The 22,047-nt window shown below is 69.1% G+C and carries 16 protein-coding genes and 4 pseudogenes; 11 read left to right on the top strand and 9 right to left on the bottom strand.

The window, feature by feature from the left end:
• Nucleotides 1–66: 66 nt before the first annotated feature.
• A pseudogene (locus ACYUED_RS00100) lies at nucleotides 67–887 on the bottom strand (glycoside hydrolase family 43 protein); the annotation flags it as partial.
• Nucleotides 888–983: 96 nt separating this feature from the next.
• Here ACYUED_RS00100 and ACYUED_RS00095 point away from each other — a divergent pair.
• A complete protein-coding gene (locus ACYUED_RS00095) occupies nucleotides 984–1,922 on the top strand; it encodes a MerR family transcriptional regulator (protein ID WP_491290282.1) in 939 nt (312 codons plus the stop codon).
• 74 nt (nucleotides 1,923–1,996) lie between these two features.
• Nucleotides 1,997–2,566, top strand: coding sequence for a GNAT family N-acetyltransferase (locus ACYUED_RS00090; RefSeq protein WP_491290281.1), 570 nt, complete (start codon nucleotides 1,997–1,999; stop codon nucleotides 2,564–2,566).
• A 35-nt stretch (nucleotides 2,567–2,601) separates the two neighbouring features.
• Here ACYUED_RS00090 and ACYUED_RS00085 read toward each other — a convergent pair.
• Nucleotides 2,602–3,030: pseudogene (locus ACYUED_RS00085) on the bottom strand (transposase); the annotation flags it as partial.
• 76 nt (nucleotides 3,031–3,106) lie between these two features.
• Nucleotides 3,107–3,944, bottom strand: a pseudogene (locus ACYUED_RS00080) (IS5 family transposase).
• Nucleotides 3,945–4,383: 439 nt separating this feature from the next.
• On the opposite strand from ACYUED_RS00080, the gene ACYUED_RS00075 reads away from it, so the two are divergent.
• From ACYUED_RS00075 to ACYUED_RS00060, 4 genes are all read left to right on the top strand, one after another.
• Nucleotides 4,384–4,773 (top strand): hypothetical protein, encoded by a 390-nt coding sequence (locus ACYUED_RS00075; RefSeq protein WP_491290280.1) that lies wholly within the window; start codon nucleotides 4,384–4,386, stop codon nucleotides 4,771–4,773.
• A gap of 17 nt (nucleotides 4,774–4,790) precedes the next feature.
• Nucleotides 4,791–6,980: a telomere-associated protein Tap gene (tap, locus tag ACYUED_RS00070; protein ID WP_491290279.1), complete on the top strand. Its 2,190-nt coding sequence runs from the start codon at nucleotides 4,791–4,793 to the stop codon at nucleotides 6,978–6,980.
• A 4-nt stretch (nucleotides 6,981–6,984) separates the two neighbouring features.
• A complete protein-coding gene (gene tpg / locus ACYUED_RS00065) occupies nucleotides 6,985–7,539 on the top strand; it encodes a telomere-protecting terminal protein Tpg (protein ID WP_491290267.1) in 555 nt (184 codons plus the stop codon).
• 606 nt (nucleotides 7,540–8,145) lie between these two features.
• Nucleotides 8,146–10,962 carry an NACHT domain-containing protein gene (locus ACYUED_RS00060; protein ID WP_491290268.1) on the top strand — a complete coding sequence of 939 codons (2,817 nt, stop codon included), beginning with the start codon at nucleotides 8,146–8,148 and terminating at the stop codon, nucleotides 10,960–10,962.
• A gap of 70 nt (nucleotides 10,963–11,032) precedes the next feature.
• Here ACYUED_RS00060 and ACYUED_RS00055 read toward each other — a convergent pair whose 3' ends face one another.
• Entirely contained in the window at nucleotides 11,033–11,227 is a 195-nt protein-coding gene (locus ACYUED_RS00055) for a hypothetical protein (protein WP_491290269.1), read from the bottom strand.
• Between the two features lie 71 nt (nucleotides 11,228–11,298).
• On the opposite strand from ACYUED_RS00055, the pseudogene ACYUED_RS00050 reads away from it, so the two are divergent.
• Both ACYUED_RS00050 and ACYUED_RS00045 read left to right on the top strand, forming a co-directional pair.
• Nucleotides 11,299–11,733 (top strand): annotated as a pseudogene (locus ACYUED_RS00050) (ATP-binding protein); the annotation flags it as partial.
• Between the two features lie 104 nt (nucleotides 11,734–11,837).
• Nucleotides 11,838–12,317 (top strand): hypothetical protein, encoded by a 480-nt coding sequence (locus tag ACYUED_RS00045; RefSeq protein ID WP_491290270.1) that lies wholly within the window; start codon nucleotides 11,838–11,840, stop codon nucleotides 12,315–12,317.
• A 420-nt stretch (nucleotides 12,318–12,737) separates the two neighbouring features.
• Here ACYUED_RS00045 and ACYUED_RS00040 read toward each other — a convergent pair whose 3' ends face one another.
• Nucleotides 12,738–13,031 (bottom strand): hypothetical protein, encoded by a 294-nt coding sequence (locus ACYUED_RS00040; RefSeq protein ID WP_491290271.1) that lies wholly within the window; start codon nucleotides 13,029–13,031, stop codon nucleotides 12,738–12,740.
• Nucleotides 13,032–13,377: 346 nt separating this feature from the next.
• On the opposite strand from ACYUED_RS00040, the gene ACYUED_RS00035 reads away from it, so the two are divergent.
• Entirely contained in the window at nucleotides 13,378–14,079 is a 702-nt protein-coding gene (locus ACYUED_RS00035; RefSeq protein ID WP_491290272.1) for an AlbA family DNA-binding domain-containing protein, read from the top strand.
• Nucleotides 14,080–15,038: 959 nt separating this feature from the next.
• Here the strand turns inward: ACYUED_RS00035 and ACYUED_RS00030 are convergent.
• Nucleotides 15,039–15,605, bottom strand: coding sequence for a helicase associated domain-containing protein (locus tag ACYUED_RS00030; protein WP_491290273.1), 567 nt, complete (start codon nucleotides 15,603–15,605; stop codon nucleotides 15,039–15,041).
• A gap of 261 nt (nucleotides 15,606–15,866) precedes the next feature.
• Between ACYUED_RS00030 and ACYUED_RS00025 the strand changes: the two genes are divergently transcribed.
• Together ACYUED_RS00025 and ACYUED_RS00020 are read left to right on the top strand one after the other, a co-directional pair.
• Nucleotides 15,867–16,097 carry a 3'-5' exonuclease gene (locus tag ACYUED_RS00025; protein ID WP_491294750.1) on the top strand — a complete coding sequence of 77 codons (231 nt, stop codon included), beginning with the start codon at nucleotides 15,867–15,869 and terminating at the stop codon, nucleotides 16,095–16,097.
• A gap of 279 nt (nucleotides 16,098–16,376) precedes the next feature.
• Nucleotides 16,377–17,135, top strand: coding sequence for a hypothetical protein (locus tag ACYUED_RS00020; RefSeq protein WP_491290274.1), 759 nt, complete (start codon nucleotides 16,377–16,379; stop codon nucleotides 17,133–17,135).
• Between the two features lie 205 nt (nucleotides 17,136–17,340).
• Here ACYUED_RS00020 and ACYUED_RS00015 read toward each other — a convergent pair whose 3' ends face one another.
• The 3 genes from ACYUED_RS00015 to ACYUED_RS00005 form a co-directional block, all read right to left on the bottom strand.
• Nucleotides 17,341–18,177 carry a hypothetical protein gene (locus tag ACYUED_RS00015; RefSeq protein ID WP_491290275.1) on the bottom strand — a complete coding sequence of 279 codons (837 nt, stop codon included), beginning with the start codon at nucleotides 18,175–18,177 and terminating at the stop codon, nucleotides 17,341–17,343.
• Between the two features lie 313 nt (nucleotides 18,178–18,490).
• Entirely contained in the window at nucleotides 18,491–18,955 is a 465-nt protein-coding gene (locus tag ACYUED_RS00010; RefSeq protein ID WP_491290276.1) for a hypothetical protein, read from the bottom strand.
• A gap of 285 nt (nucleotides 18,956–19,240) precedes the next feature.
• The gene (locus ACYUED_RS00005) at nucleotides 19,241–22,042 is read right to left on the bottom strand and encodes a WD40 repeat domain-containing protein (protein WP_491290278.1); all 2,802 of its coding nucleotides are present in this window, start codon (nucleotides 22,040–22,042) and stop codon (nucleotides 19,241–19,243) included.
• Between the last annotated feature and the right edge of the window lie 5 nt (nucleotides 22,043–22,047).

Here is a 22,047-nt window from a genome sequence, read left to right as displayed (position 1 = left end):
TGCGGGCCTGCAGTGGAGAGGATCGCGACCGATCGTGCGTGGTCAGGAATCGCTTTCTCGACCACCGTAAGCACTCAACAGCCGGTCGCACTCCGCCTGAGTGAGGGGAGCACCGAACCGTGCTTGGCCTGAGGGGGCAGCCGGTAGCTCGTCGAGGGGGTCCACTTGCCGGAGTCGAGATCGGTCGTCTCGAACGGGACGTAGTTGCGCCCCCCGAACTCGTCGATGAACATGTACCACTTCTCCTCCGTGTTCGACTTGAACACGGCCGGGCCCTCACCACGGCGGATGTCCCCCTCGCCGATGCAGTCGGCCACGAAGTCGTATGTGGTGGAGGCCAGTTCGCGGGACTTCTCGGCGATGATGAGCTTCGCGGTGGGCACGGAAGGTGTCTGGTCCCGCTCGTCCTTGGTGTAGCGGTAGTACACCCCATTGTGCTTGATCACGGCCGAGTCGATCACGGCATGCCCCGGATCGTGCCAGAGGGCGGGCTCGCTGAAGGTGCGGAAGTCCTTGGTGGTGGCGTACAGCATCCTGTTGTACGTCGTGCCCGTGTGATCGGGGTCGTCCTCCGCGTAGAGCTTCGAGGCCCGGAAGACGACGTATGCGCCGAGTTCGTCCGCGTAGCAGGCCTTCGGTGCCCAGGTGTTGCCGGCGGTGTCGGGGGACACCTTGACGGGGCGCTGACCAGTCCAGTTCAGCAGGTCGGAGGAGCCCCAGACCACGATCGACTTGATGCCGGTGCGCTGGGCTCTGTCCCAGGTGAGCTGCACCTGGTCCTCGGCGTCGCCGGAGGTCCGCAGATCCGTTGCGATCAGGTGGAACCTGTCGCCGTCGGGGGAGCGGATCACGAAGGGGTCGCGTACTCCTCCAGTGCCGAGGCTGGAGGGAGGAATTGTCAAGACTTGTGGATGAGGAATGGTGCCTGATGGCAGGCGAAGGGACTTGAGTCTCCAGTAGAGGGAGACACAAAGGTGGGGGGCATGGACGGCGACACGCTCTACTCGATCGGCGAGCTCGCTCGCCGGACCGGTCTCACGGTCAAGACCATCCGGTTCTACTCTGATCGCGGAATCGTGGCGCCGACGGACCGCAGCCCGGCCGGCTACCGCCTGTACAACATCGACGCCGTCGCACGCCTGGACCTTGTGCGGACCCTGCGTGAGCTGGGACTGGACCTTCCCACGATCCGCAAGGTCGTGGACCGCGAGCTTTCGCTTCCCGAGGTCGCCGCGGCGCACGCCGAAGCACTGGCAGTGCAGATCCGCGTCCTGCGCCTGCGGCGCGCGGTGCTGACGGCGGTGGCCGAGCGCGGGTCCACACCTGAGGAGACGGAACTCATGCACCGGCTGGCCCAGCTTTCCGAGGATGAACGCAGACGTCTGATCGGCGATTTCCTCGACGCCGTCTTCGGCGGTCTTGAGGCCGCCCCCGCATTCGCGGGGGTCATGCGCTCGATGACCCCCGAGTTGCCCGACAACCCGGAGGCGGAGCAGGTCCAGGCGTGGGTGGAGCTGGCCGAAATGTCCCTGGACCCGGGTTTCCGCGCCGTCGTGCGGCGGATGGCCGAGGACCAGGCAGCCGAGCAGGCTCGAAGCGACACGATGGGCCCGCGCCGCGACATTGCCGCAGTCGTCCGTGACCAGGTCGGCCCGGCCCTGACCGCAGGTATCGACCCGGCCTCACCCCAGGCCGATCCGATCGTCGCGGAGTTCACGGCGTACTACGCGCACCTCCTCGGCCGCCCCAATGACGTCGAGCTTCGCCGCCGGCTGGCGACTCGGCTGGCGAGCGTGAACGACCCACGCAGGGAGCGATACCTCCAGCTGCTCGCAGTGGTCAACGGCTGGCCGGCCCCGGAGAGTCTGGCTCCATTGTTCGATTGGTCCGTCCAGGCTCTGCGCGTCCGGACACGGCAATGACGGGGCGGTCGCAAGGCGGCATGGGCCGGACGCGGCTGGCGTCGGGTGAAATCGCCGCCGCATATCATCGGTTGATGAGTGCCCCGGTCGTACTTCAGGTGGCCGCGTCGCCGGTCTCTCCCGCGCTCGTTCTTCGCCCCTGGCGCATGGAGGACGTTGCCGCATTGGTCGAGGTGAGCCGGGATCCCGCACTGGGCCAGTGGGCGAGTTCTGTCGTGCATAACGATGCCGAGGGGACGCGCTGGGTGCAGGCTCAGCAGCGGGGCTGGGCAGCGGGGGACCGGTTCGGCTTCGCCGTCCTTGAGGCACAACCCGGTTCAGTTCGCGAACAGTTGGTGGGCAACGTGGTCCTCAAGGAAGTCACCTCCGGCAAACCGGCGGCCGAAGTGGGCTACTGGACCGCGGCGCACGCTCGCGGGCGGGGAGTGGCCTCCCGAGCTCTGGAGGCGCTCACCAGCTGGGCCTTCGAGACCTTCGAAACCGACGGGCTGGAGCGTCTCGAACTCCTGCACCAGGTGGACAACCTGGCATCGTGCCGGGTTGCGCAGAAGAGCCGCTACGACTTCGACACCATCCTGCCAGCGGCGCCGCCCTCCTTCCCCTGCGATGGCCACCTGCACATACGTAGGCGCACGAGCGCCTGAGATCCCCGCGTCTTCTGAGGATCGGCTGAGGCTGCTCAAGCCGAGAGGGTCTCGGGGCGTTCGACGAGGTGGCCGCGTTCGAAGCGGGCCCCGGCGCGGACCTGGGCGACGAGGTGCGGTGCGTTCACAGCCCGCCAGCGGGCCTGGGCGGACTCGACCAGCTTGAAAACCATCGCCAGCCCGGCGGCCCGACTGCCGGCACCCTTGGTCACCTTCGTCCGCAGCCGCACGGTGGCGAACGTCGACTCGATGGGATTCGTGGTGCGCAGGTGGATCCAGTGCTCGGCGGGGAAGTCGTAGAACCCCAGCAGCTCGTCCTCATCGTCCACGATCTTCTTGACCGCCTTGGGGTACTTCGCGTTGTACTGCTTGGCGAATATGGCGACGGCATTGCGGGCCTGCTCCTTGTTCTCGGCGTTGTAGATGTCCTGGACCACGGCCGACCCGGGGTCCCTCGAACCGGGCCAGCCGCCCACCGATCCACCGAACGCCGCGTAGTCGCCTCGCCGCAGGCGAGGCGACTACGCGGTTTCGTTTGGATCATCGGGCGGACCAGAGTGAGATGCCTGCGATGTGGAGTCCTGCCAGGTAGATGGTGGCTGTCTTCTCGTAGCGGGTGGCGACGCCTCGCCATTGCTTGAGGCGGTTGATGCACCGCTCGACGGTGTTGCGCTGTTTGTAGGTCTCGCGGTCGAAGGCCGGCGGCCTGCCTCCCCGGCTGCCCCGTCGCAGCCGGTGGCCTCGCTGGTCCTCCGGGACCGGGATCACCACTCGGATGCCGCGCTTGCGCAGGCGTTCTCGGATCGCGCGGGACGAATAGGCCTTGTCCGCAAGGACCACGTCCGGCCTGGTGCGGGGTCGTCCTCGCGGTCGGGGACGCGCAGGCGGGCCATGACGTCCGCGAAGGCGGGCGCATCCCCGGCCTGCCCGGCGGTCAGATGGAAGGCCAGCGGCCGACAGCGGTCGTCGGCGGCAAGGTGGATCTTCGTGGTCAGTCCGCCGCGGGACCGACCGATGGCGTGGTCGTCGGGTTCGCCTGCTGGGCCCCATTTTTTACGGGCCCCAGCCGCGTGCTGGTGAGCGCGCACGATCGTGGAATCCACCGAGACAGCCCAGTTGAGGTCCTCCTCGGCGTCGGCCTGGGCCATCAGCGCGGTGAACACCCGCCCCCAGGTGCCGTCGACGGCCCACATCCGCAGCCGGTTTAGACGCCCCGCCAGTTGCCGTACTTCTCCGGCAGATGCACCCACTGGGTGCCGATCTGGAACTTGAAGGCGATCGCGTCGATCACCTCCCGGTGATCACGCCACCGACCGCCCCGCTTGGGCGTCCGGTCCGGGAGCAAGGGTTCGATCCGCGCCCACTGCGCATCACTCAACGGGCGGACGGCTTGGTCTCTGGGACGATGTGAAAGTGACCAGGGAGGATCTCTGCGCGGCGCTGGCCGAGCAGATGAGAGCGTTTCAGTCCGTGTACTCGCAGCTCGCGACGCAAGACCTCGACGACGCGGAGGCCCGCGGCAGGCTTGCCCAGCTGCTGCGCACCGTGGGAGGTGAGTTTGTGGCAGTCGCGGACAGAGTGGGCAACATCGCCGAGCCCTGGCTCACTGATGCCGGTGGCGTGCTCCCAGTGACACCTCGCCGACAGGGGGATCGCCCCACCTTCACGCCACCCCCGGTCCGCTCTGAGGCCGAACAGTTCTGCACTCGTGACGCCGACTCGGATCAGCCTGTACGGACCGGCGCGGCGGCCTCCTCCACGACATCAATGAAACAACGAATCGTTGTTTCATTGCCTACGTGCGGTACGGTGACGGTATGCCACGTGATTCCCGTCAGCAGGCCCGTGACCGGCTGTCTGCACTGGCCCCCGCTTCCGGGGGCAGGCAGGAGGCGACGGCTGCGCGTCGTATCGAGCAGGATGCATCGCTCGTGGGGCGGCTGCTGGCGGCCGCCGACGAGCAGAACGACCACGGGCGGGAGCCGGGCGTGATCCCGGACGACGTAGGCGCCGCACTAGGCCTGTTCGAGGACATGCGCGAGCAGTTGGACCGGCTGGAGACCCAGGTGGTCATCGAGGCCCGGCGCCGGGGCATGGACTGGCGGCAGATCGCCGCCCATCAGGGCCTGAACTCCTCCCAAGCCGCCTCGCAGCGCTATCAGCGGCTGATGACGCGGCTCGAAGAGATCCGCCAGGGCGTCCGGTGAGCGAGGAAGAACCGCAGATGACAAACCAGCCACCGCAGTTGTTCCTCGCGATCGACTCGCTCCTGGCCGCCGTCGACGACGGCACCGTGCTGCCCACCCCGGCCGAGCGGGTACGGCTGCGCGAGGCAGCCGGCCTCACCCAGGCTGCCGTCGCCCAGGCACTGGGCGTACGGGTACCGAGCATCACCGCCTGGGAAGCCGGCCGCGCCGAACCCAGAGGCGAGCGCCTGGAGGCCTACCGCCGTCTCCTCGAGGGCCTCGCCCACCGCTACCCCGCCCCCGCAACACCCTCCGGCCGCGAAGGCTCTGACCGGCAACTGGCTTCTCAGCCTCCTGCAGCCGCACCATCGGGGGCGCCTTCGGGCGCCACGCCACCCCCACTTCCGGAGGCCTTCTCCGCCCCGGCCCAGCCCGACGCCGAGGCCGAGTCTGCCGCGCCGGCGGAAGCGCCCACCGTCCCGCTCACCTCGCAACGACCGGTCGCGCGCCCGGCGACATCTCACCGTTCGGGCCGCACGCGTGCGCTGCCAAGCATCGGCACCGATCCGCGATTCCCGCACGGTCCGCTCGCCGTGCTGGACGGCGACGGGTCCGCGTACGGCGTCGGCGGCATCGTGCTGGACTGCCCGGCGACCACCATCCCGGAGCTGGTGGAGTGGACGCTGCGCGAGTCCGGTCTCGGCGCGCCGAAGCTCAACCGCTACGGCAAGGACTCCGACCCGCTGATCGTGCTCACCGCCGCGGCCGCCGTGAAGCTCGGGCTGCCCGAGCGCCTGGAAGGCCACGAGCAGCGCCGCTCCCTGCGCCTGCCCGAGGACCACCCGGTGGTCAAGCAGGTGGCGAAGGCGAAGTGGCAGCTGACGCAGCGCGGGTTCGGCCCGTGGGCCAGGGTGTACCGCAAGGCGCAGGGGCGCGAGCGGCAGTGCGTGCAGCTCGCGATCCTGTCCTGGGACGCGCTCGATGAGCGGTCCTGGCCCGGCGTCGCGGACATGGAGCCGGCCGACATCGCCCGCGTCCTGGGTGTGTACGCGACCCGGGTCATCACTCCGCGCGGCTCCACCGCGGTCTGCGGCCTGGAGCTGATGACGGCGCTGCGCCCGCCGACGAAGGCCGTGCAGGACCTGGAGACCGGTAACTGGGTATCTGGCCACAACGCCGGCAGCTTGGGGACGGAGCCGATGGACCCGGCGCCCCCGGAAGCCACCCCGGAGCACCCCGTCGTCGTCAATTCCGGCTGGAGTGGCGGGTTCCTCAACGAAGAGGCGTACCAGTGGGTGCGCTCGGTGGACTTGCTCAGTGACGAGGAGTGCATGCTGTTCTTCGCGGTCGGCCTGGACTTGAACACGGCGTTCCTCGCCGCCGCGGCCCGCCTGGTCGTCGGCCTGTCCGCCCCGGATCACTTCCGCGCCCCGACGTTCAACCCGAAGATCCCCGGCTCGTGGCTGGTCGACTTGTCCCACATTGAGCTGGACCCGCGCCTGCCCAGCCCGTTCACCCCGGACGGCACCCGGCCGACAGGCCCCGCCTGGTACCAGACGCACACCGTCGCCTACGCCCAGGAGCTCGGCCACAACGTCCAGCCGGTCGAGGCGTACCTGCGCCGGGAGACCGGCGCGTACCTGGACCCGTGGCACGACCGTCTCAAGACCGCGTACGTCGACACCCTTGCCGACCTCGGTGTCACCCGGGACCTGGACGAGCGGGCCTTCCTCGTCGCGATGGAGCAGCACAAGCAGGTCGACCCGGCGATGGCCGCCGTGCTCGCTGCCATCAAGGCGACCGTGAAGGGCGGCGTGGGCAAGCTGCGGGAGCGCCCGCAGGGCAAGTCCTACAAGGAGGGCGAGCGGTGGCCGGCCCTTCAGCGGCCGACTTGGCGCCCCGACATCCGCGCCGCCGTCATCAGCAAGGCGCGGGTCAACATGCACCGCAAGCTCAACAACATGGCGAAGATGACCGGCCTGTACCCCCTCGCCGTGCTGTCCGACTGCGTCGTCTACCCCTCGCCGGGGGAGAGCCCGCTGGACTTCCTGCCGTACGCCGCGTCCGGGAAGCCGCAGCCCGGAGGGTTCCGCCTCGGGCCCACGCCGGGCCTGGCGAAGCTGGAGGGCGTCCAGTCGGTGCTGTGGGCGGTCGACCTGATGGAGAAGGGCCTCAACCCGGCCCGCCACATCAAGGGCGGCGACGCCGTCCTGGACGAAGGGGAGTAGGGCCGTGGGGGAGATCGAGGACGCGATCGAGCGCGCCGACCGTGAGGCGTTCACCCATGAGCCGCCCAAGACCCTCAAGGGCCAGATCGGCTACCTGATCAAGCAGCTCAAGTCGACCCGCGCCGTCGCTCAGGAGCTCGGAGTGAGCCAGCGGTCGGTGGAGCGCTACCGCAAGGGCGAACGCAAGCACCCGCCCAAGGCAATCGCCGACAAGATCGATGCGGCGGTGCGGTCCCGGTGGCAACCCCTGGTCCGCAAGCGGCGCCAGAAGCAGGCAGCCACGGCCACCGGCATCACGGTGGAGACCCGCGCCCAGTTCGGCTACACCGCGCCGATCGGGACCACCGACGACGGCCGCTTCCGCCGGCTGACCGTCCACCTCCCTCCGGAGTACGCGCGCCGCCTGTTCGACGCCCGCAAGCAGGGTGCCAGCGACCAGCAGATGCGTGACATCGTCGCTGAAGGATTGCAGGAGGTGTATTTCAAGGACGGCGGAAGCCGTGCCAACAACCTCGAAGTAAGCCTCAATAGCATTGACTACTTCGACGTCTCGTTCTAGGAGCTACGACGAACGCCCGAGGGATTAACCGACCGGCAATGGAAGTGGATACTGCTCCGGCACCCGTCGCGGCAGCAGCTGTGGCTGTACTACCCGGCAGCCCGTGTGGGGGACTTCGAGGTGCTGCGGGTATGCGACCGGACGGGCTGGGATGCGGCGGTGCTGTCCTGGCACACCTGCTCAGGGTGCCGCCGCGGCCACATCGCGAAGATCTCCATCGCGGACCGCTGGCAGCGTAAGGGCCTGGGACGGCGCCTGGTCCTGCGCGCGATGCGCGGCGCGCAGGGCTGGTGCCCAGGCCACGACAGGGGGCGGCCACAGTCGGTATGGCCGCAGGCTCGCCGCCGCTGGGTGCTGTTGGGCTTGTGGCGGGGTAAGCGCCCATTGTGTGCTGGTAGTTGAGGGGCGGCTGGCCGGTTTGGAAGGGATCGTCATCCTGGGAGGATGGTGTGTGCCGGCGGGACTTGAGGGGCCGGGGAGGCGAGTGCGGGGGCTCGAGGAATGAAGTACTGGCGGCGCGGGCTGTGGGTGGGGGCGGTTATCGCCACGGGTGCCATCGCTGCGGTGACCGTACGCGGCGGGAGCCTTGGATCAGCGGAGCCGCTGTTGTCGATCCTGGGTTTCTTCGTGTCCCTCGTGGGCCTCCTGTACAGCACCGCACGGATCGTGCCGGCGCCTTCGCCCGACGAGCAGATCGGCCGCTCGGCCGATGCGCTTGCCGCGGCCATACGCGAACAATGGCAGGCCGAGTGGCGACTGCGGCGGCTGCAGGATCCTGAACCCCTCCCCGTGTGCTGGGGTCCCGCCCCCGCGTGGCTGTCTGATGTCGACGACGCCATCGGCTGGCCCCGGGGCCCTGGGCGTCCCGACCTGAGCGGTCAACTCCCCCAGATAGCCCAGCTCTTCCGCTCTGTACCGTCCCGCCGCCTGGTCATCCTCGGCGCGCCGGGCAGCGGCAAGAGCGTTCTCGCCGTCCGCTTCACTCTCGACCTGCTCGAGATCCGCGAGTCCGGCGACCCCGTTCCCGTCGTCCTGCAGGCGTCCACCTGGCAGCCCGATCGGCAGGACCTCTACGAGTGGTTGGCGGACAGCCTCATCACTGCGTACCCGCGTGTGTTTGCTGAGGGCACATCAGGGAGTGCGGCCCTGGCCAGAGACCTTGTCGCGGCCGGCCGGATCCTTCCCGTGGTCGACGGACTCGACGAGATACCCGTGCCGCTGCGGGCCAAAGCCGTCTGGCGTTTCAACACCGAGCTGGATGCGGGTTTTCCCCTCCTGCTGACCTGTCGTGGCGACGTGTACGCCGAGGCCGTGGAGGCCGGCGACGTGCTCACGTCGGCCGCGGTGGTCGAACTCCAGCCGCTCGGCTTCGAGGAGACGGCCGGGTTCCTGGTCCGCACGGCCCGCCCGGCACGCGGTCTGAGCGGCGAACGCACCACGGCCTGGGACCCGGTGCTCGAGCAGGTCCGCCGCGATCCCGACGCACCGGCGTCCCGCTGCTTGCGGGAGGTGTTGGGCTTGCCCCTGATGGTGGCCATGGCCCGGAGCGTGTACGGCGACACCGGCGCCGACCCCGCACAACTGCTGCACCGGCCCGACCTCGCCACACCGGCCGCCCTGGAACGGCACTTGCTTGACGCGTTCGTGCCCGCGTCATTTCGCACATCGGCCCGCTGGGACGCTGACGAGGCTGTGCACTGGTTGCGGTTCCTAGCTCGCCATCTTCAGCGGCGCGGTACGCGGGACATCGCCTGGTGGGAGCTGCACACCGCCCTGCCGAGGCTGCTGCGCCCGGTAGCGCCGCTGCTGATGCTCGGACTCGTCGCCGAAGTGGCTTGTCTGATCGTGTGGTGGGTGGGGGAGAGCGCGGGGCCGCCGGTGGCGGGGGCCGCCGTTGTCGCCGGCCTGTGTGCCGGGCATGCGGCACTGTCCCGGGACGGCTTCGGGCCGCGACACACACTGCTGTTGGCGCTGGCCTGCGTTGCTCCGCTCGGCGTGATCGCCGGAGCCTTCCGGCCGCTGACCCAAGGCCTGTACGAGCGTGCTCCGTTCCTCGGCCTGAACGAAGTCCTTGGCTGGCTGGTCGTGGGCGCCCTCTACGGCGTTTCGGTGGCCACGGCCCTGACGGCCATCGGTGTCACCGCCACACCCATACCCGCCACGATGTCCTTTCCATTCCTGGGCGGCAGGCGCTACGGACGCTGGGCATGGAAGGCAGTGGGCGCCCTGGTGGTCGCTGGTTTCGCGTTCTGCCTCGGCTACTTCTACGTCTGGGACACCTCCGAAGGGACCGCGCTGCTCGCCTGCGTCGCGCTCGGCGCGGCCGTCGGGGCGTACGTCGTGCGGGGCGAGGGCGCCGCTCACGACCGGCCCCATCGCTGGCGCGGCAGGCGCGGGAGGGCTCGCTCCTTGCGCAGATTCGGCGGAGCCCTTGTCCAAGGTCTCAGCGCGGGAGTGCTCGCGGGAGCCGTACTCGGCCTGGGCTTCGCGGTGGCCGAGGGCATCCCGGCCGCAGGGCGGGCCGTCGCGCGCGCCGACTTCCCGTTCAAGGCCGCCGTCCACCGATCGCCCGGTGGCGGCCGCTATGTGGTGGCCGACGATGGCACCCGGTACGGCGTGCGTGCCGACGGAACCAGGTACATCAAGCGGGCGGCCCCCTTCAACGGCGGCGTGATCGAGGACCCCGGCGGCGGCGCGGACTTCGTCGTGGCGGAAGGCGAGGGAGCAAGTGGTCCCTGTGCCGACTGGGGGCAGTGCCATCGCCTCCGGGCGGCCCTGGAGGTTTCGGTGGACTACCCGGCCTCTTCCCTGGTCGTACGGTTGCCCGACGGCCGCTTCGCCATGTGGATGTCCTCGGAACAGTGGTTCCGAGGCAGCGAGCTGGCCTGGATGACCCGACAGGACGCGGGTGACCTGCTCGGCTCTGCACTGTCGTTCGGGATCCTCGGCGGCCTTGGGCTCGGCGTGGTGGCCGGGTTTGCCGCAGGCCTGCATCGGTGGCTCGGCGTGCCGGCCGACATCGCCCGTACCCCTAGCCCGCTGACCAGTCTGCGCACGGACCGCGACACGGGGCTCGTCCGTGCTTTTCTGACCACGGTTGCCAGCTTCTTCTGCGCGCTCTTCGTCGGCCCGTTGGCCGGTTCGAATCTCACCATGGTGATCGTGTTGCTGCCAACCGGCCTGCTCGCCCTCACCCTTTCCGCCTGGGGTCGCCTCTTCACTACCCGCCTCTGGCTCTGCCCGACAGACCGCCTTCCCTGGCGTCTGATGGCCTTCCTCACTGAGGCACACGAACGCGGCGTGCTGCGTCAGGTCGGCGCCGTCTACCAGTTCCGGCACGCCCACCTGCAGGAGCGCTTCGCATCGGCCGTGGCGGACCATGAGGACGAGGACAGGAGCGCTGCACCGCCCACGAACGCTTGATCGCCTTCGCCAACCACCACATCTACAACGATGCTCTCGTCACCTTCCCCGGCGCCACCCAGACCGGCCCCTACGCCTGGAGAGCGTCGACGCCAACGCCCGCCCCGGCCACCACGGCTCCTCTGATGAGGGAGTCAGCCAGGTCGTCGACCTCGCCCTGGCCCACGCCACCGACGTACCCCACCTCAACCTCGGCGTCATCACCATGGGCCAGCGCCTCGCCGACCGCATCGACCTCGCCCTGCGCCAGGCCCTCCAAGACCACCGGACCTGCAGGCCTTCTTCAGCCCGATCAAGGCCCCGGCCATCGCCGCCCTCGAGGCCGTTCTGTACGAGGGCACCGGGAAGTCCCACCTGCTGATCGCGCTCGGAACCGAGGCCGCGATGGCCGGCTACCGAGTGAAGTACGTCCTGGCCACCAAGCTGGTCAACGAGCTGGTCGAGGCCGCCGACGAGAAGGTCCTGACCAAGACGATCGCCCGCTACGGACGCGTCGATCTCCTCGCGATCGACGAACTCGGATACATGGAACTCGACAAACGCGGCGCCGAGTTACTATTCCAAGTTCTCACCGAACGGGAGGAAAAGAACAGCGTCGCCATCGCCTCCAACGAAAGTTTTGGAGGGTGGACAAAAACGTTTACCGACCCCCGGCTCTGCGCAGCCATTGTCGACCGGCTCACCTTCGGCGGGAACATCATCGAGACCGGCACCGACTCCTTCCGCCTCGCCCAGACCCGGGCCAGGGCTGAGCAGGCGCACAACGGCTGACCACAGCGGCCTGAACCGCCCGAAGGCTGATCATTGTCGCCGAGGAATGATGATCAGTATGTTCGTCTCACCGAAGGTTGGGACTGCGGGCCTCAGGGGGTTTGATGCTGGACACGCTGGTGACAACAGCTGCTGGTGCGCTTTCCGCCACAGCAGGTGTGCTGGTCGGCGGTATCGTCACGCGCCGCGCTCAAGATCGTCAGTGGACCCGTGATCAGCAACTTGCCGCCTACCAGGAGCTGTTTAGTCACTACGCCAAGTTCACGATGGAACTCAGGCGGGCGCATGGTGACCGACGCGGGTGGGACTACGACTGGGGCGAGTGGAGCGCGGCCTTGATACGCGTAAGCCTGGTCGCTCCCACAGAAGTTGCGACGGAAGTCGACAATTTCAGCCGTGCTATCAACTCCTTCCTGGACCAGGTGGAGCGAGGCGAACGCACCCCACTGCGTGACCCGCTGAGTCCGGAGGAGTTCGAACAGGCCAGACAGGCATCCGCCCAAGCGCAGGTGAAGCTGGTCAACGTCATACGACGTTCGCTGAGCAAGGATCACAAGGGGCTGCCCTTTGGGATCGGCGGGTAAGGCAACGACCCCAGCATGCCGGGGTGCTTGTTGATGTGCGGATTCCCTGTTGGCCGCTGCCAGGTGCTGCCAAAACTCACCAACATTTCTAACCCCACTGATGGCGAAGTGGTGTCGAGACTCACCGACATGCGCTGTCAGCCGACATCGACAAGGCCAGCGGCGGCTCGCCCCGGCAGTCGCCCCCGCCCCCCAGAACAGTCCGCTCCCAGGCCGCGTCCACGTCGTCCAGGACGGCGACGCCCACCCGACGCAGGCCCTGCTCATGACCGACGCCGAAGCCGCCGACTGGCTCACCGCCACGGCGGCCGGGGAGATCTGACTCGCGTCCGGACACACCACGGGCACCGGGGAGTGAAGGCATCCTCGGGGCCCGGTGTATGGAGTCGTGCTGTTCAACGACAGCGCGACACACCGGCGTCACGCCTCGGGCTGTGAAGGCTCCACCTGGCGCAGGCAGTACACACACCTGGACCCGGAGTCGACGCGGCCCATGCACCGCCGGCAGTCCCCGCGTTCACGCACCGGCCCCCGGCCGTCCGCGCAGCCTGGGCAGGTCATCACCGGCTGCTGGAAGCCGAAGCTGACCACCCACCCCTCGCCTTGCGCGGCGTCACGCGCCAGCTGCGAGACCTCGGAGGCAAAGCGTGCGTCTTCGTCGTCGCCGGTCTCCACCGCCAGGTAGACAGCGAAGCAGTCGTCGGTGTCGCACACGACAGCCACTCCTGTAGGCATTCGATCCCCTCTCAAGCCGCCACTGCCCAACAAGACCATCTTGCTGAGGGGAACGTCCTCGCACGGGCGTCCCCGCAAAAGCCGGGTCCGCGTGACTCGAATTCGAGTCGGATCGTTCGAATCGGACGGGAGGAAGCGAACCCAGCGGGTGGGCAACGCCGCAAGTGCCGCGGCCGCCAGCCTCGAGCTGCCCGGCTACAGCCTGAGCTGAAGCAGCAGCACTTGGCCTCCCGCTCGCGTACCCCCGCGTAGCCTGCTCGGGAGCACGGGCCGTGACGGGGCGCCTGGTTCGGCTCCACACGCTGCGGGGAGCGGGAAGCCGGACATGGCGAACAACGGGCAGACGGACACGGCCGTACTGGTGGCGATGCTCAGCGAGCGCGCCGCCGTGAACGTCCGGCTGGCCCTGGTCGCGGACAAACAGCAGTGGCAACTGCACCATGGCCAGGTCACCTTGGACGACGACACCCCGGTGACGGAGCGGGCCTGGCGCTGCAGCACGGCGAGCTTCCTGGAACTGCGCCTGCCCGGCCCGACGGTCGCCGCGCTGCTGCAGGGCGACGAACAGGGCATCCACGGTCTCCACGTCGTCGCCCCCGGCCCGCCGCCCTCCAGCGCCTCCACCTCTCGGCTACGCGGCCAGCACGAATGGGACCGGGTGACCACGCCGTGGCCGCGCACCGAGTGGACCATCAACCGAGACGCCAACACGCTCCAGCTTGACCACGATCTGCAGATCGTGGGCCTGCCCGAGAAGCCGACCGTCGACAAGCAGGAACTCCAGGTCGTCGGCATGATCCGGGACAGCGTGGAACCAGCGCCGCCGTACGAGTCACGCGTGATCGACCACGACGGCAAGAAGGTCCTCGCGATCGAGGTCTCCGGCGGGGGCCAGATGTACGCCTATCGCGACCGTGACTCACAGCGTCCGGAGTTTTACGTCCGCGTCGGCCCGAACACGGTGCCCGCACGCCACCATGAGATCGCCGCCGGATTCCGGCAGGGTCCGACCGCCACCACGTTCTGAGAGCCGCCGCACCGGCGACGGCACACATCCCACCCGGTGGGGCCGGCCTCGCACTCACCAGTCGTCGGGGGCGCTGCCCACCCATGCGATGGGCTGACCGTCGCTGTTTTGCCCCCGCCCCCAGCGCGGTTCCTCCAGTGAGGTACGCCACATTCAGAAAAATGACGTCACGATGCGCTATCCGGCCGCCCGGCCGCCCGGTTTCGCCGAATGTGGTCACATGAGTGTTTTATGGAAACTCCCCGCTGTTCAGGCGGGAAGACAGCACGGAACCGGCCGCCCGGCCGGGTAACGCTGTGCTGATGGCAGCCCCAACGCAGCATTTTCAAACGGCCCGTGGGGGGCACTGACGCCGTGTAAGTTGAAGGCTGCTTCCTCAAGAAGATCCTTCGGTAGGGATCGCCCTGGCGGGTCTTCCGGCCGGGGGTCCGACAGCAAGGTGTCGGTCCCACCGTCCCGAGGGGGATTCAATGGGGAAGCACGCAAGGCCAAGGCCGGTGAGCTGGAAGAGGATGCGGAGACGCATCCGACTCTGGATGGCGCCGGTGTCGGCCACTGCGTTCTGGCTGGGGCAGATGGTCCACACATGGGCCTGGCCTCACAGCTGACGCCGCCCCCAGCTCAATCTCGCTGAGCTGGGAACGGCGTCTGAATATGCGGGGCCTCTGCCGTTGCTGCGGCGGGGGCCCCGTTTTCTAGTTGCAGACTTGATTGAAAACAAAGCCTGCAACTAAGTCTGCGACCCCACCCTAACGCACCCATAGATGCATGAGGGTGGGGTTTCACACCCTCTCAGTGCGATCGCACCTGCGATCGCAGATGACCGGTATCCATGAGGACAACACCGATTCAGCGCCGCTACGCCGCCCACTCCAGCCCGAGGTCGGCCAGCGCCTGGAGCTTGTCGGCGGTGAGCTTCCCGCGCCTCAACTTCGTGTTCGAGAGAAACACCCCCAGCTTCACCTCGGTCCCATCAGGCAAAACCTCGATGTGAGAACGGCTGACAGGCCCCACAGAGCCCTCTCGCTCCCAGGGGCCGCTACGCCCCGCTCGAAGGCCCCAAAGGCCGCCTTGGGGGCCTTGGCGGGCGCTTCCTGCTCCGGCGGCAGGGGCACGACGCCGATGGCCTCCAGGAGCTCACGCTGCCCGTCCATGAGGCCCTGCCAGACGGCGTGTTGGCGGTTCTTCGCGAGAAACCGCCCGACGTCCATCCCGTGCACGGTCCCACCGGGCAGGACGTCGGCCTGGCCCTCATCGCGCACCAGCTCCCGCAGCGCGGCGTAGTGCCGCTGCCAGTCCACCGGCCAATCCGGGTTCCAGTGCGGGTCTACGGCCTCCAGCGCGGCCTTCCACTCCTGGTGGCCGTCCAGCGCACCCGCGCGGCGCAAATTGCTCGACCACTGCCCCACCGGCCTGTCCAGGGCTGTTGCCGACCTTGGAGCACAAAGGGTCCAGTGATCCTCGTAGTACGCCTTCGCGGCCTCCAGGTTCTCCTGGAAGCGCTCGTCAGCGACGCTCCAGACCATGCCGAGCTTCTCCAGCCGCCGGGCGCGCTGTCGTCGCCCAGTTTTTATGCGTTGTTGCTGTGGCTGTGAGCTGGGGTTTCTCAACTCTTCTGGGCGATGTTCGTGGCGTTTGGGGCATGCGTGGAGTGTGGGGCCGGGCGGGTGGGGTCTGTCTGACCTCTGTGTATGTGGCTGTGCCCAGGTTGATCGAGCAACACAGTTGTCGCCAGCGAAACCGACCGTCCGCTACCCAGACGACGCAACCACACCCACACGGCACGCCTGGAGAAGCTGAGAGCCCGTCTCCACGCCGCTGCATGCCTCATCCCCGGCCTGACCGCCCATCAGGCCAAGGGTCGGGAGTGGGACGCCGTCGGCGTGTGCCTCACCGGCCCGGAGCGCGAAACCCTGCGACAAGGCCTCAGCTCCGACGGCGAAGACCACCGCAAGCTCTACGTGGCCCTCACCCGCGCCAAGCGATTGACCACCGCCGTCTACGGCGACGCACCGTGATGGTCTCCTTTGCAGGCAGCGCCCGACGGCCTTGCCGCGGCCGTCGGGCGCTGGTGCACGTGCTTTCGCTGCCAAGCATGCTTTTCGTTGTCGCAGCTGTGCCGCCACGCGGTGGGAAGGATGCAGGCCCCGAGCGGACAATTCGGTTGCGGAGGCCCTCCAACGTCGTCGGTCTTAAGACGCCTGGCCCGCCGCGCCGCCCGCCAAACAGCCCAACGTCACAGCCGCCCGCTGACCGTGCACGAGCTGAGTAAACTCGCAGCCGACCACAGCCTGCGCGTGGTCGCCGACGAAGTGCACCTCCTCGACGTCGTCATGGAGGCCCTGGACCAGGTCCAGCAGGCGCTGTCGGGCCCCAACGGAATGGCCATCCTGCTGTGGAACCGCGCTGCCGCGGCGGGCGATGCCGCGATGTGGCCGATGTGGGAGGAGGACTTCAGCGATCTCGTCATGGGCTTGCTGAAGATTCGACTCGGCGGGCAGCGCGTCATCCTCAACCGCGAAGTCCAAGTCGACCGCCCCGGCACCGGAGGAGGGCGCACCGACATCCACATCCAGGCAGCAGACCCCTCCCACCACACCGAACCCTTCACCGTGATCATCGAATCCAAGGGCTGCTGGAATCAGGAACTGCCTACGGCACTCTCCGATCAGCTGGTAGCCCGCTACCTGCGCCGACCCCGCACCGCAGGGATCTTCCTGGTCGGCTTCTTCGACTGCGACCAGTGGAGCTCATCGGCAAGGCGGCGCTGCTCACCCCGCCACACACGGCAGCAAATCACGTACGAGCAAGAGCAACTGGCCGCCCAGCACGACGTCGCGGTCCGCGCCAAAATCCTCGACTGCAGCCCCTCGGCGTCCAGACAGACTGAACAGACAGGCAGCACGGCCAGTGGAAAAGCACCGCTTCGTCACCGGTTGACTTCGAGGGTCGTCAGGACGAGCAGAGCGGGGCCCGTACCGGTCCTCTCATCGCCAGTGAGGAAGGCCAGCGCCTCTACTCCTCCCTCGGCCGGCGCCACAAAGCCGGCGTCCTGACCGCCCGGGGGCCGGTGGTCCCTTCCGGCCGGTGGGACTGCCGCACGCCAGCCGATCCCCCTTACGCACGGCGCCCTCCGGGCGAGAAGACGGGCGCCGAGGCGACCTCAGTGAACGCCACGGCCTGCGTCGCTCGCCTGGCCGACCCGCACCCTTTGCAGGGGAGACGTCGGCGGGGTCTTCTGCTCGTGCCGCAGTGACGGCCTCATGACTGGCTCTCGTTGCCGTGCGACAGCCGGTCGATCGCACGGACTGTGGCGTCGCGGGCTTTCGCCACCCGGTCCAGCTCCGCGCGGTGCTCTGCGATCGCGGCCTGTTCGTAGGCCGACTCGACCGCGAACCAGACTCCTACGAGGTTGGTACGCGCCTTGCAGGCGACGTCCGCCCGCGCCTGGGCGATCTCGCTGCGGGACGGGGTCGCGCCGTTCGACGAGGGCACCTCGTCCATGGGGGTGGTCATTCTGAAGCCCCGGGTGTTCATGCACGCCGACCATACCGAGAAGACCTTCGTGACCCGGGCGTCGGACATGGACCGTTCGAAGCCGTCGGCCTTGATGCTGGTGACCATTCCGTCCGTATCGGTGCCTGGCCCCTGCGAAGCCCCGGCGCCGAGCAGCCGCTCGGCCTCGCCCAGGCATCCGCCCCTGGGGACCGGCCGGCCACGGTACGAGGTCAGGGGCGTGCCCGAGCTGTCCACCCCCGTGAGGACACTTTGGGCCGCCGCTGAGAGGGACGGAGGCTTCGCCGCCTTCGCCGCCTTCGCCGCCTTCGCCGCCTTCGCCGCCTTCGCCGCCTTCGCGGCGGTGGCCCCGGAGGGCTCGGGGGCGGGGGTGTGGTAACCCCAGGTCCGGGCTTCCGCGGCGTCGGTGAGCCCGTACCGCCGGTACAGCACGGTGTACGCGTCCAGCGCCTCTCGCTCCGCCGCCGAACCTGCCGGCAGGCGAGCAGCCGCAGGGTACGGCACGGACAACCTCCGCACGCACGCCCGTACGGCCGCGTCGTCCATCTCGTCGTATTCCAGGGCCTGCCGCGGGCTCAACATGTAGCGTTCCACGGGCAGATGAAGGTGCTCCACCCCGACGATCCGCGGAATCGCGCCCACCGCGGGTGGTGCAGCCTGATGGGACGGCTGGGCCGATCGGAACGAGCAGGCGCTCAGGGCCGCTAGCACCAGCGCGCCGCCGGCGAGTGCGACGCGTCGTGGTAGCCGTCGACGCGGTGTGCGTCGTACACGCTGTGCTGGTCGTGCGGAGGCGGGTGCGGAGACGTACGCCATGGCCATCGCTTTCTCGGCAATCGGGCACGCTGTGCCCCGCCCACCGGCGAGGCACCGCGTACTCACGGGTCTGCTCGGCTCAGTGACCGAGACCGGGGCAGCGGGTGTGGTCCGAGATGGCGATGGACGCCTCGTTGTTCCGCATCCAGCTCGTGAGGTTCCCGCCCTTGTGGGGTGACAGCCAGTTGGAGTCCCCGCGGTAGTTCGTCGAGTACCAGATGCCCACGTTGCACACCGTGCCGTTCTGAGCGGAAGCGGCGTTGTTGCGGACCTTCTGGCCGTAGCCGGCCCCGCTGCCGCCGAACCTCTTCGTTCCCAGGTCGCCGACCTTGTACAACGTCGTCCGGTACGCGGCGTTCTTGGCGTTGGGGGAGTAGTACAGGCAGAGGTCGTAACGGCTCCTGACGTCGCAGTCGGACCTGCTGTTCCAACTGGAGATGTTCGCGCTGCGGGCCTCCGCGTGTCCGGCCAGGGCGCCCAGCGCCAGCGCAGCCGTGGCCAAGAGCACTCCGGCACGGGCCGGCGTCGGCTTGATGATCGTCATGTTCGTTCTCTCCCGGTGTCTGTGTGACCACAACAGGTGCGGTGCGGCCCCCAAGCCCCCCGGCCAGGCGGAAGACGGATTCCGTCAGCCGCAATCAGGAGACATGGAGGGCGTGGGGCCGCCAGGTGCTGCCGCCGTGCAGGCCGGCCGGCACCTGCAACCGGTCTAGTACGTCATCGTTGTCCGGTGCCGGTGAGCGGGCACCGGACAACAGCGGCCGGACAACGACGGCTCAGACACGCAGGTCAGGAGAGCGGGCCCGGTGCGCTGCCACTGCAGGGCACATCAGCAGGGCTGGTCCAGCGACGGTTCGGGCATGTACCGGTGCCACTGCCGTGCGCTGACAGCGCCGGTCGAGGCGCACAGGTGGCGGATCGCCTGGCTGACGTCGAGGTTCCACAGCCGCACGGTGTGGTCGTCGCTCGCACTCGCCAGAGTGTGGCCGTCAGGGCTGAACGCCACGTCGTCGATCGGCCCGGTGTGGCCGACGAGAGCGGTGCCCAGCTGGGACGGGTGCTCCGGGTCGATGACGTTCCACAGGACGACGGTGTGGTCGTCGCTGCTGCTGGCCAGAGTGCGGCCGTCCGGGCTGAAGGCGACCCCGTACACGAAGCTTGTGTGACCGAGCAGGGGCTCGGCCAGTGCCAGCGGCCGCGCGGGGGCGGTGACGTTCCACAGCCGTACCGTGTGGTCGACGTTGGCGGTGGCCAGGGTCCGGCCGTCGGGGCTGAACGCCACGCCGTACGCACCGCCGCTTCGGGCGGCGAGGGGTTGGCCCAGCGGGACAGGCCGGTAAGGGTGGGTCACGTCCCACAAGCGGGTGGTGTCGTCCGCGGAGGCCGTGGCCAGCACGTGCCCCTGCGGACGGAAGGCCAGGGCAGTGACCGCTCCTTTGTGCGCGGCGAGCGGCTCACCGATGCCGGTCGCGTGCGCCGGACGGGAGACGTCCCACAAGCGGACCTGCTGGTCGCTCAGGCCGGCGCTCGCCAGCGTCCGGCCGTCCGGGCTGAAGGCGACCGAGCTGATCTCGCCCCGGTGGCCGGTGAGCGGACCGCCCAGAAGCTTGGCGCGCGCGGGATCGCGCACGTCCCACAGCCGGATGGTGCCGTCCCGGCTGGCGCTGGCCAGGATTGCCCCGCTGGGGCTGAACGCCAGTTTCCGTACGGCGTTGCGGTGGCCGGTCAGAGGGCGGCCGAGAGGTGTGGGCCGTGACGGGTCGGTGACGTCCCACAATCGGACGGTACTGTCGGTGCTGCCGCTGGCCATGATGTGCCGCACCGGGCTGAACGCTACGGTGTTGACGTAACTCGGGTCCGGGACGACGGTGTTCGGGAGCTTCCAGAGCCTGACGGTGTGGTCGGCGCCAGCCGAGGCGAGGCTGTGCCCGTCCGGGCTGAACGCCAGCCAGTAGACGTATTCGGTATGACCGGTGAGGGGTTGCCCGAGCGGGACGGGTGCGGAGGGGTCCGTGACGTTCCACAGGCGGACGGTGTGATCAGCTCCGGCGGTGGCCATGACCCGTCCGTCCGGGCTGAAGGCGACCGCGTAGACCGTGTCGTCGTGTGCGGCCAGGGGTTTTCCGAGCGGGACGGGTGCGGTCGGGTCGGCGACGTTCCACAGGTGGACGGTGCGGTCGTTGCCCGTGCCTGCCAGGAGACGGCCGTCGGGGCTGAAGGCGACGGAGTACACGGTGTCCTGGAAGCCGGTGAGCCGCCCCAGACGTTGCGGTTTGGCGGGGTCGGTGACGTTCCACAGCCGAATGGTGTGATCGTGACCGGCGCTGGCGAGCGTGTGCCCGTCGGGGCTGAACGCGGCCGAGGCGACGGCACCGTGGTCGTGTCCCTTGAGGGGGCGTCCGAGCCGCCGCGGGTGCGCCGGGTCGGCGACGTTCCACAGCCGGACCGTGCCGTCGTCGCTCGCGCTGGCGAGGGTGTGTCCGTCCCGGCTGAAGCCCACGGAGAAGACGTAGCTGCTGTGACCGGTCAGCGGCGCTCCCCAGGCAGCAGGGTGTGCGGGGTGGGTGACGTTCCACAGCCGCACCGTGTGGTCGCGTCCCGCGGACGCCAGGGTGCGGCCGTCGGGGCTGAAGGCGAGCCAGTAGACCCACTTGCTGTGGCTGTCGACGGGGCGGCCGACCGGTACCGGGTCGGTCGGGTCCGCGACGTTCCACAGCCGGATCCGCCCGTCCGCGCCCCCGGCGGCGAGGGTGCGGTGGTCGGGGCTGAACGCGACCGCGAACACGGTGCCGCTTCCGGCGGTCAGGAGCCTGGACACCGGGGCGCCGGCGGCGCTGATCAGGTCGGTCTGCAGCTCGGGCCGCGGGCGGATGCGGTAGGCGGCGATGTCCAGTTGGGCGGCGAGCGAGGGGTCGGTCTGCCGTAACTGGCTGGCCTTGGTCTGCACCTCCCCGGCGATGGCGTTGTTGCGTTCGGCCTGGGCGGTCGCGCTCTTCTTGAGCGCTACTCCGGCGGCCACGGACGCGACGAGGGCCAGCACGCACACGGCGGCGATTCCGGCGCGGCGTAGACGTGCCGCGCGGCCCGCGTGCCGGACGGACGCGGCGAGGAACTCCTCCACCCGGGGGCCGGCGGCCGGACCCTCGCCACGGGTGGCGGCCCATTGCCGCGCCGCGGCCAGCACGCCGCCCCGGTACAAGGCACCGGGGTCGCGGCCCTGCCGCTGCCAGACGGCGGCCGCCTCGGTGATCTGCTGGTGCATGAGCAGACCTGCCCGGTCCTCGTCGATCCACCCACGCAACCTGGGCCAGGCGTGCAGCAGCGCCTCGTGAGTGATTTCGGCGCTGTCCCTGTCCAAGGTGACCAGCCGCGCCTGGGCGAGAAGGTCCAGCACGGCGCCGGTGTCCGGGCCGAGGTCCTCGCGCGACACGGGCCGTTTGGAGTCGTCGGTTCCGTCGCCGAGGGACACCATCCGCAGCAGCACGGAGCGGGTGAGCCGCCGCTGCTCGGCCGTCATCTGCTCGTACAGGGCCTCAGCGGTGTTGGCCAGGGCGTGCGGGATGCCGCCCGCGGCCTCGTAGCCACTGAGGGTGAGCGTGTTGCCGCGCCGGCGCAGCCAGGTCTCTCGCATGGCGT

Source organism: Streptomyces sp. DF42 (assembly GCF_058267695.1).
This window is presented reverse-complemented; position numbering and strand designations above follow the sequence as displayed.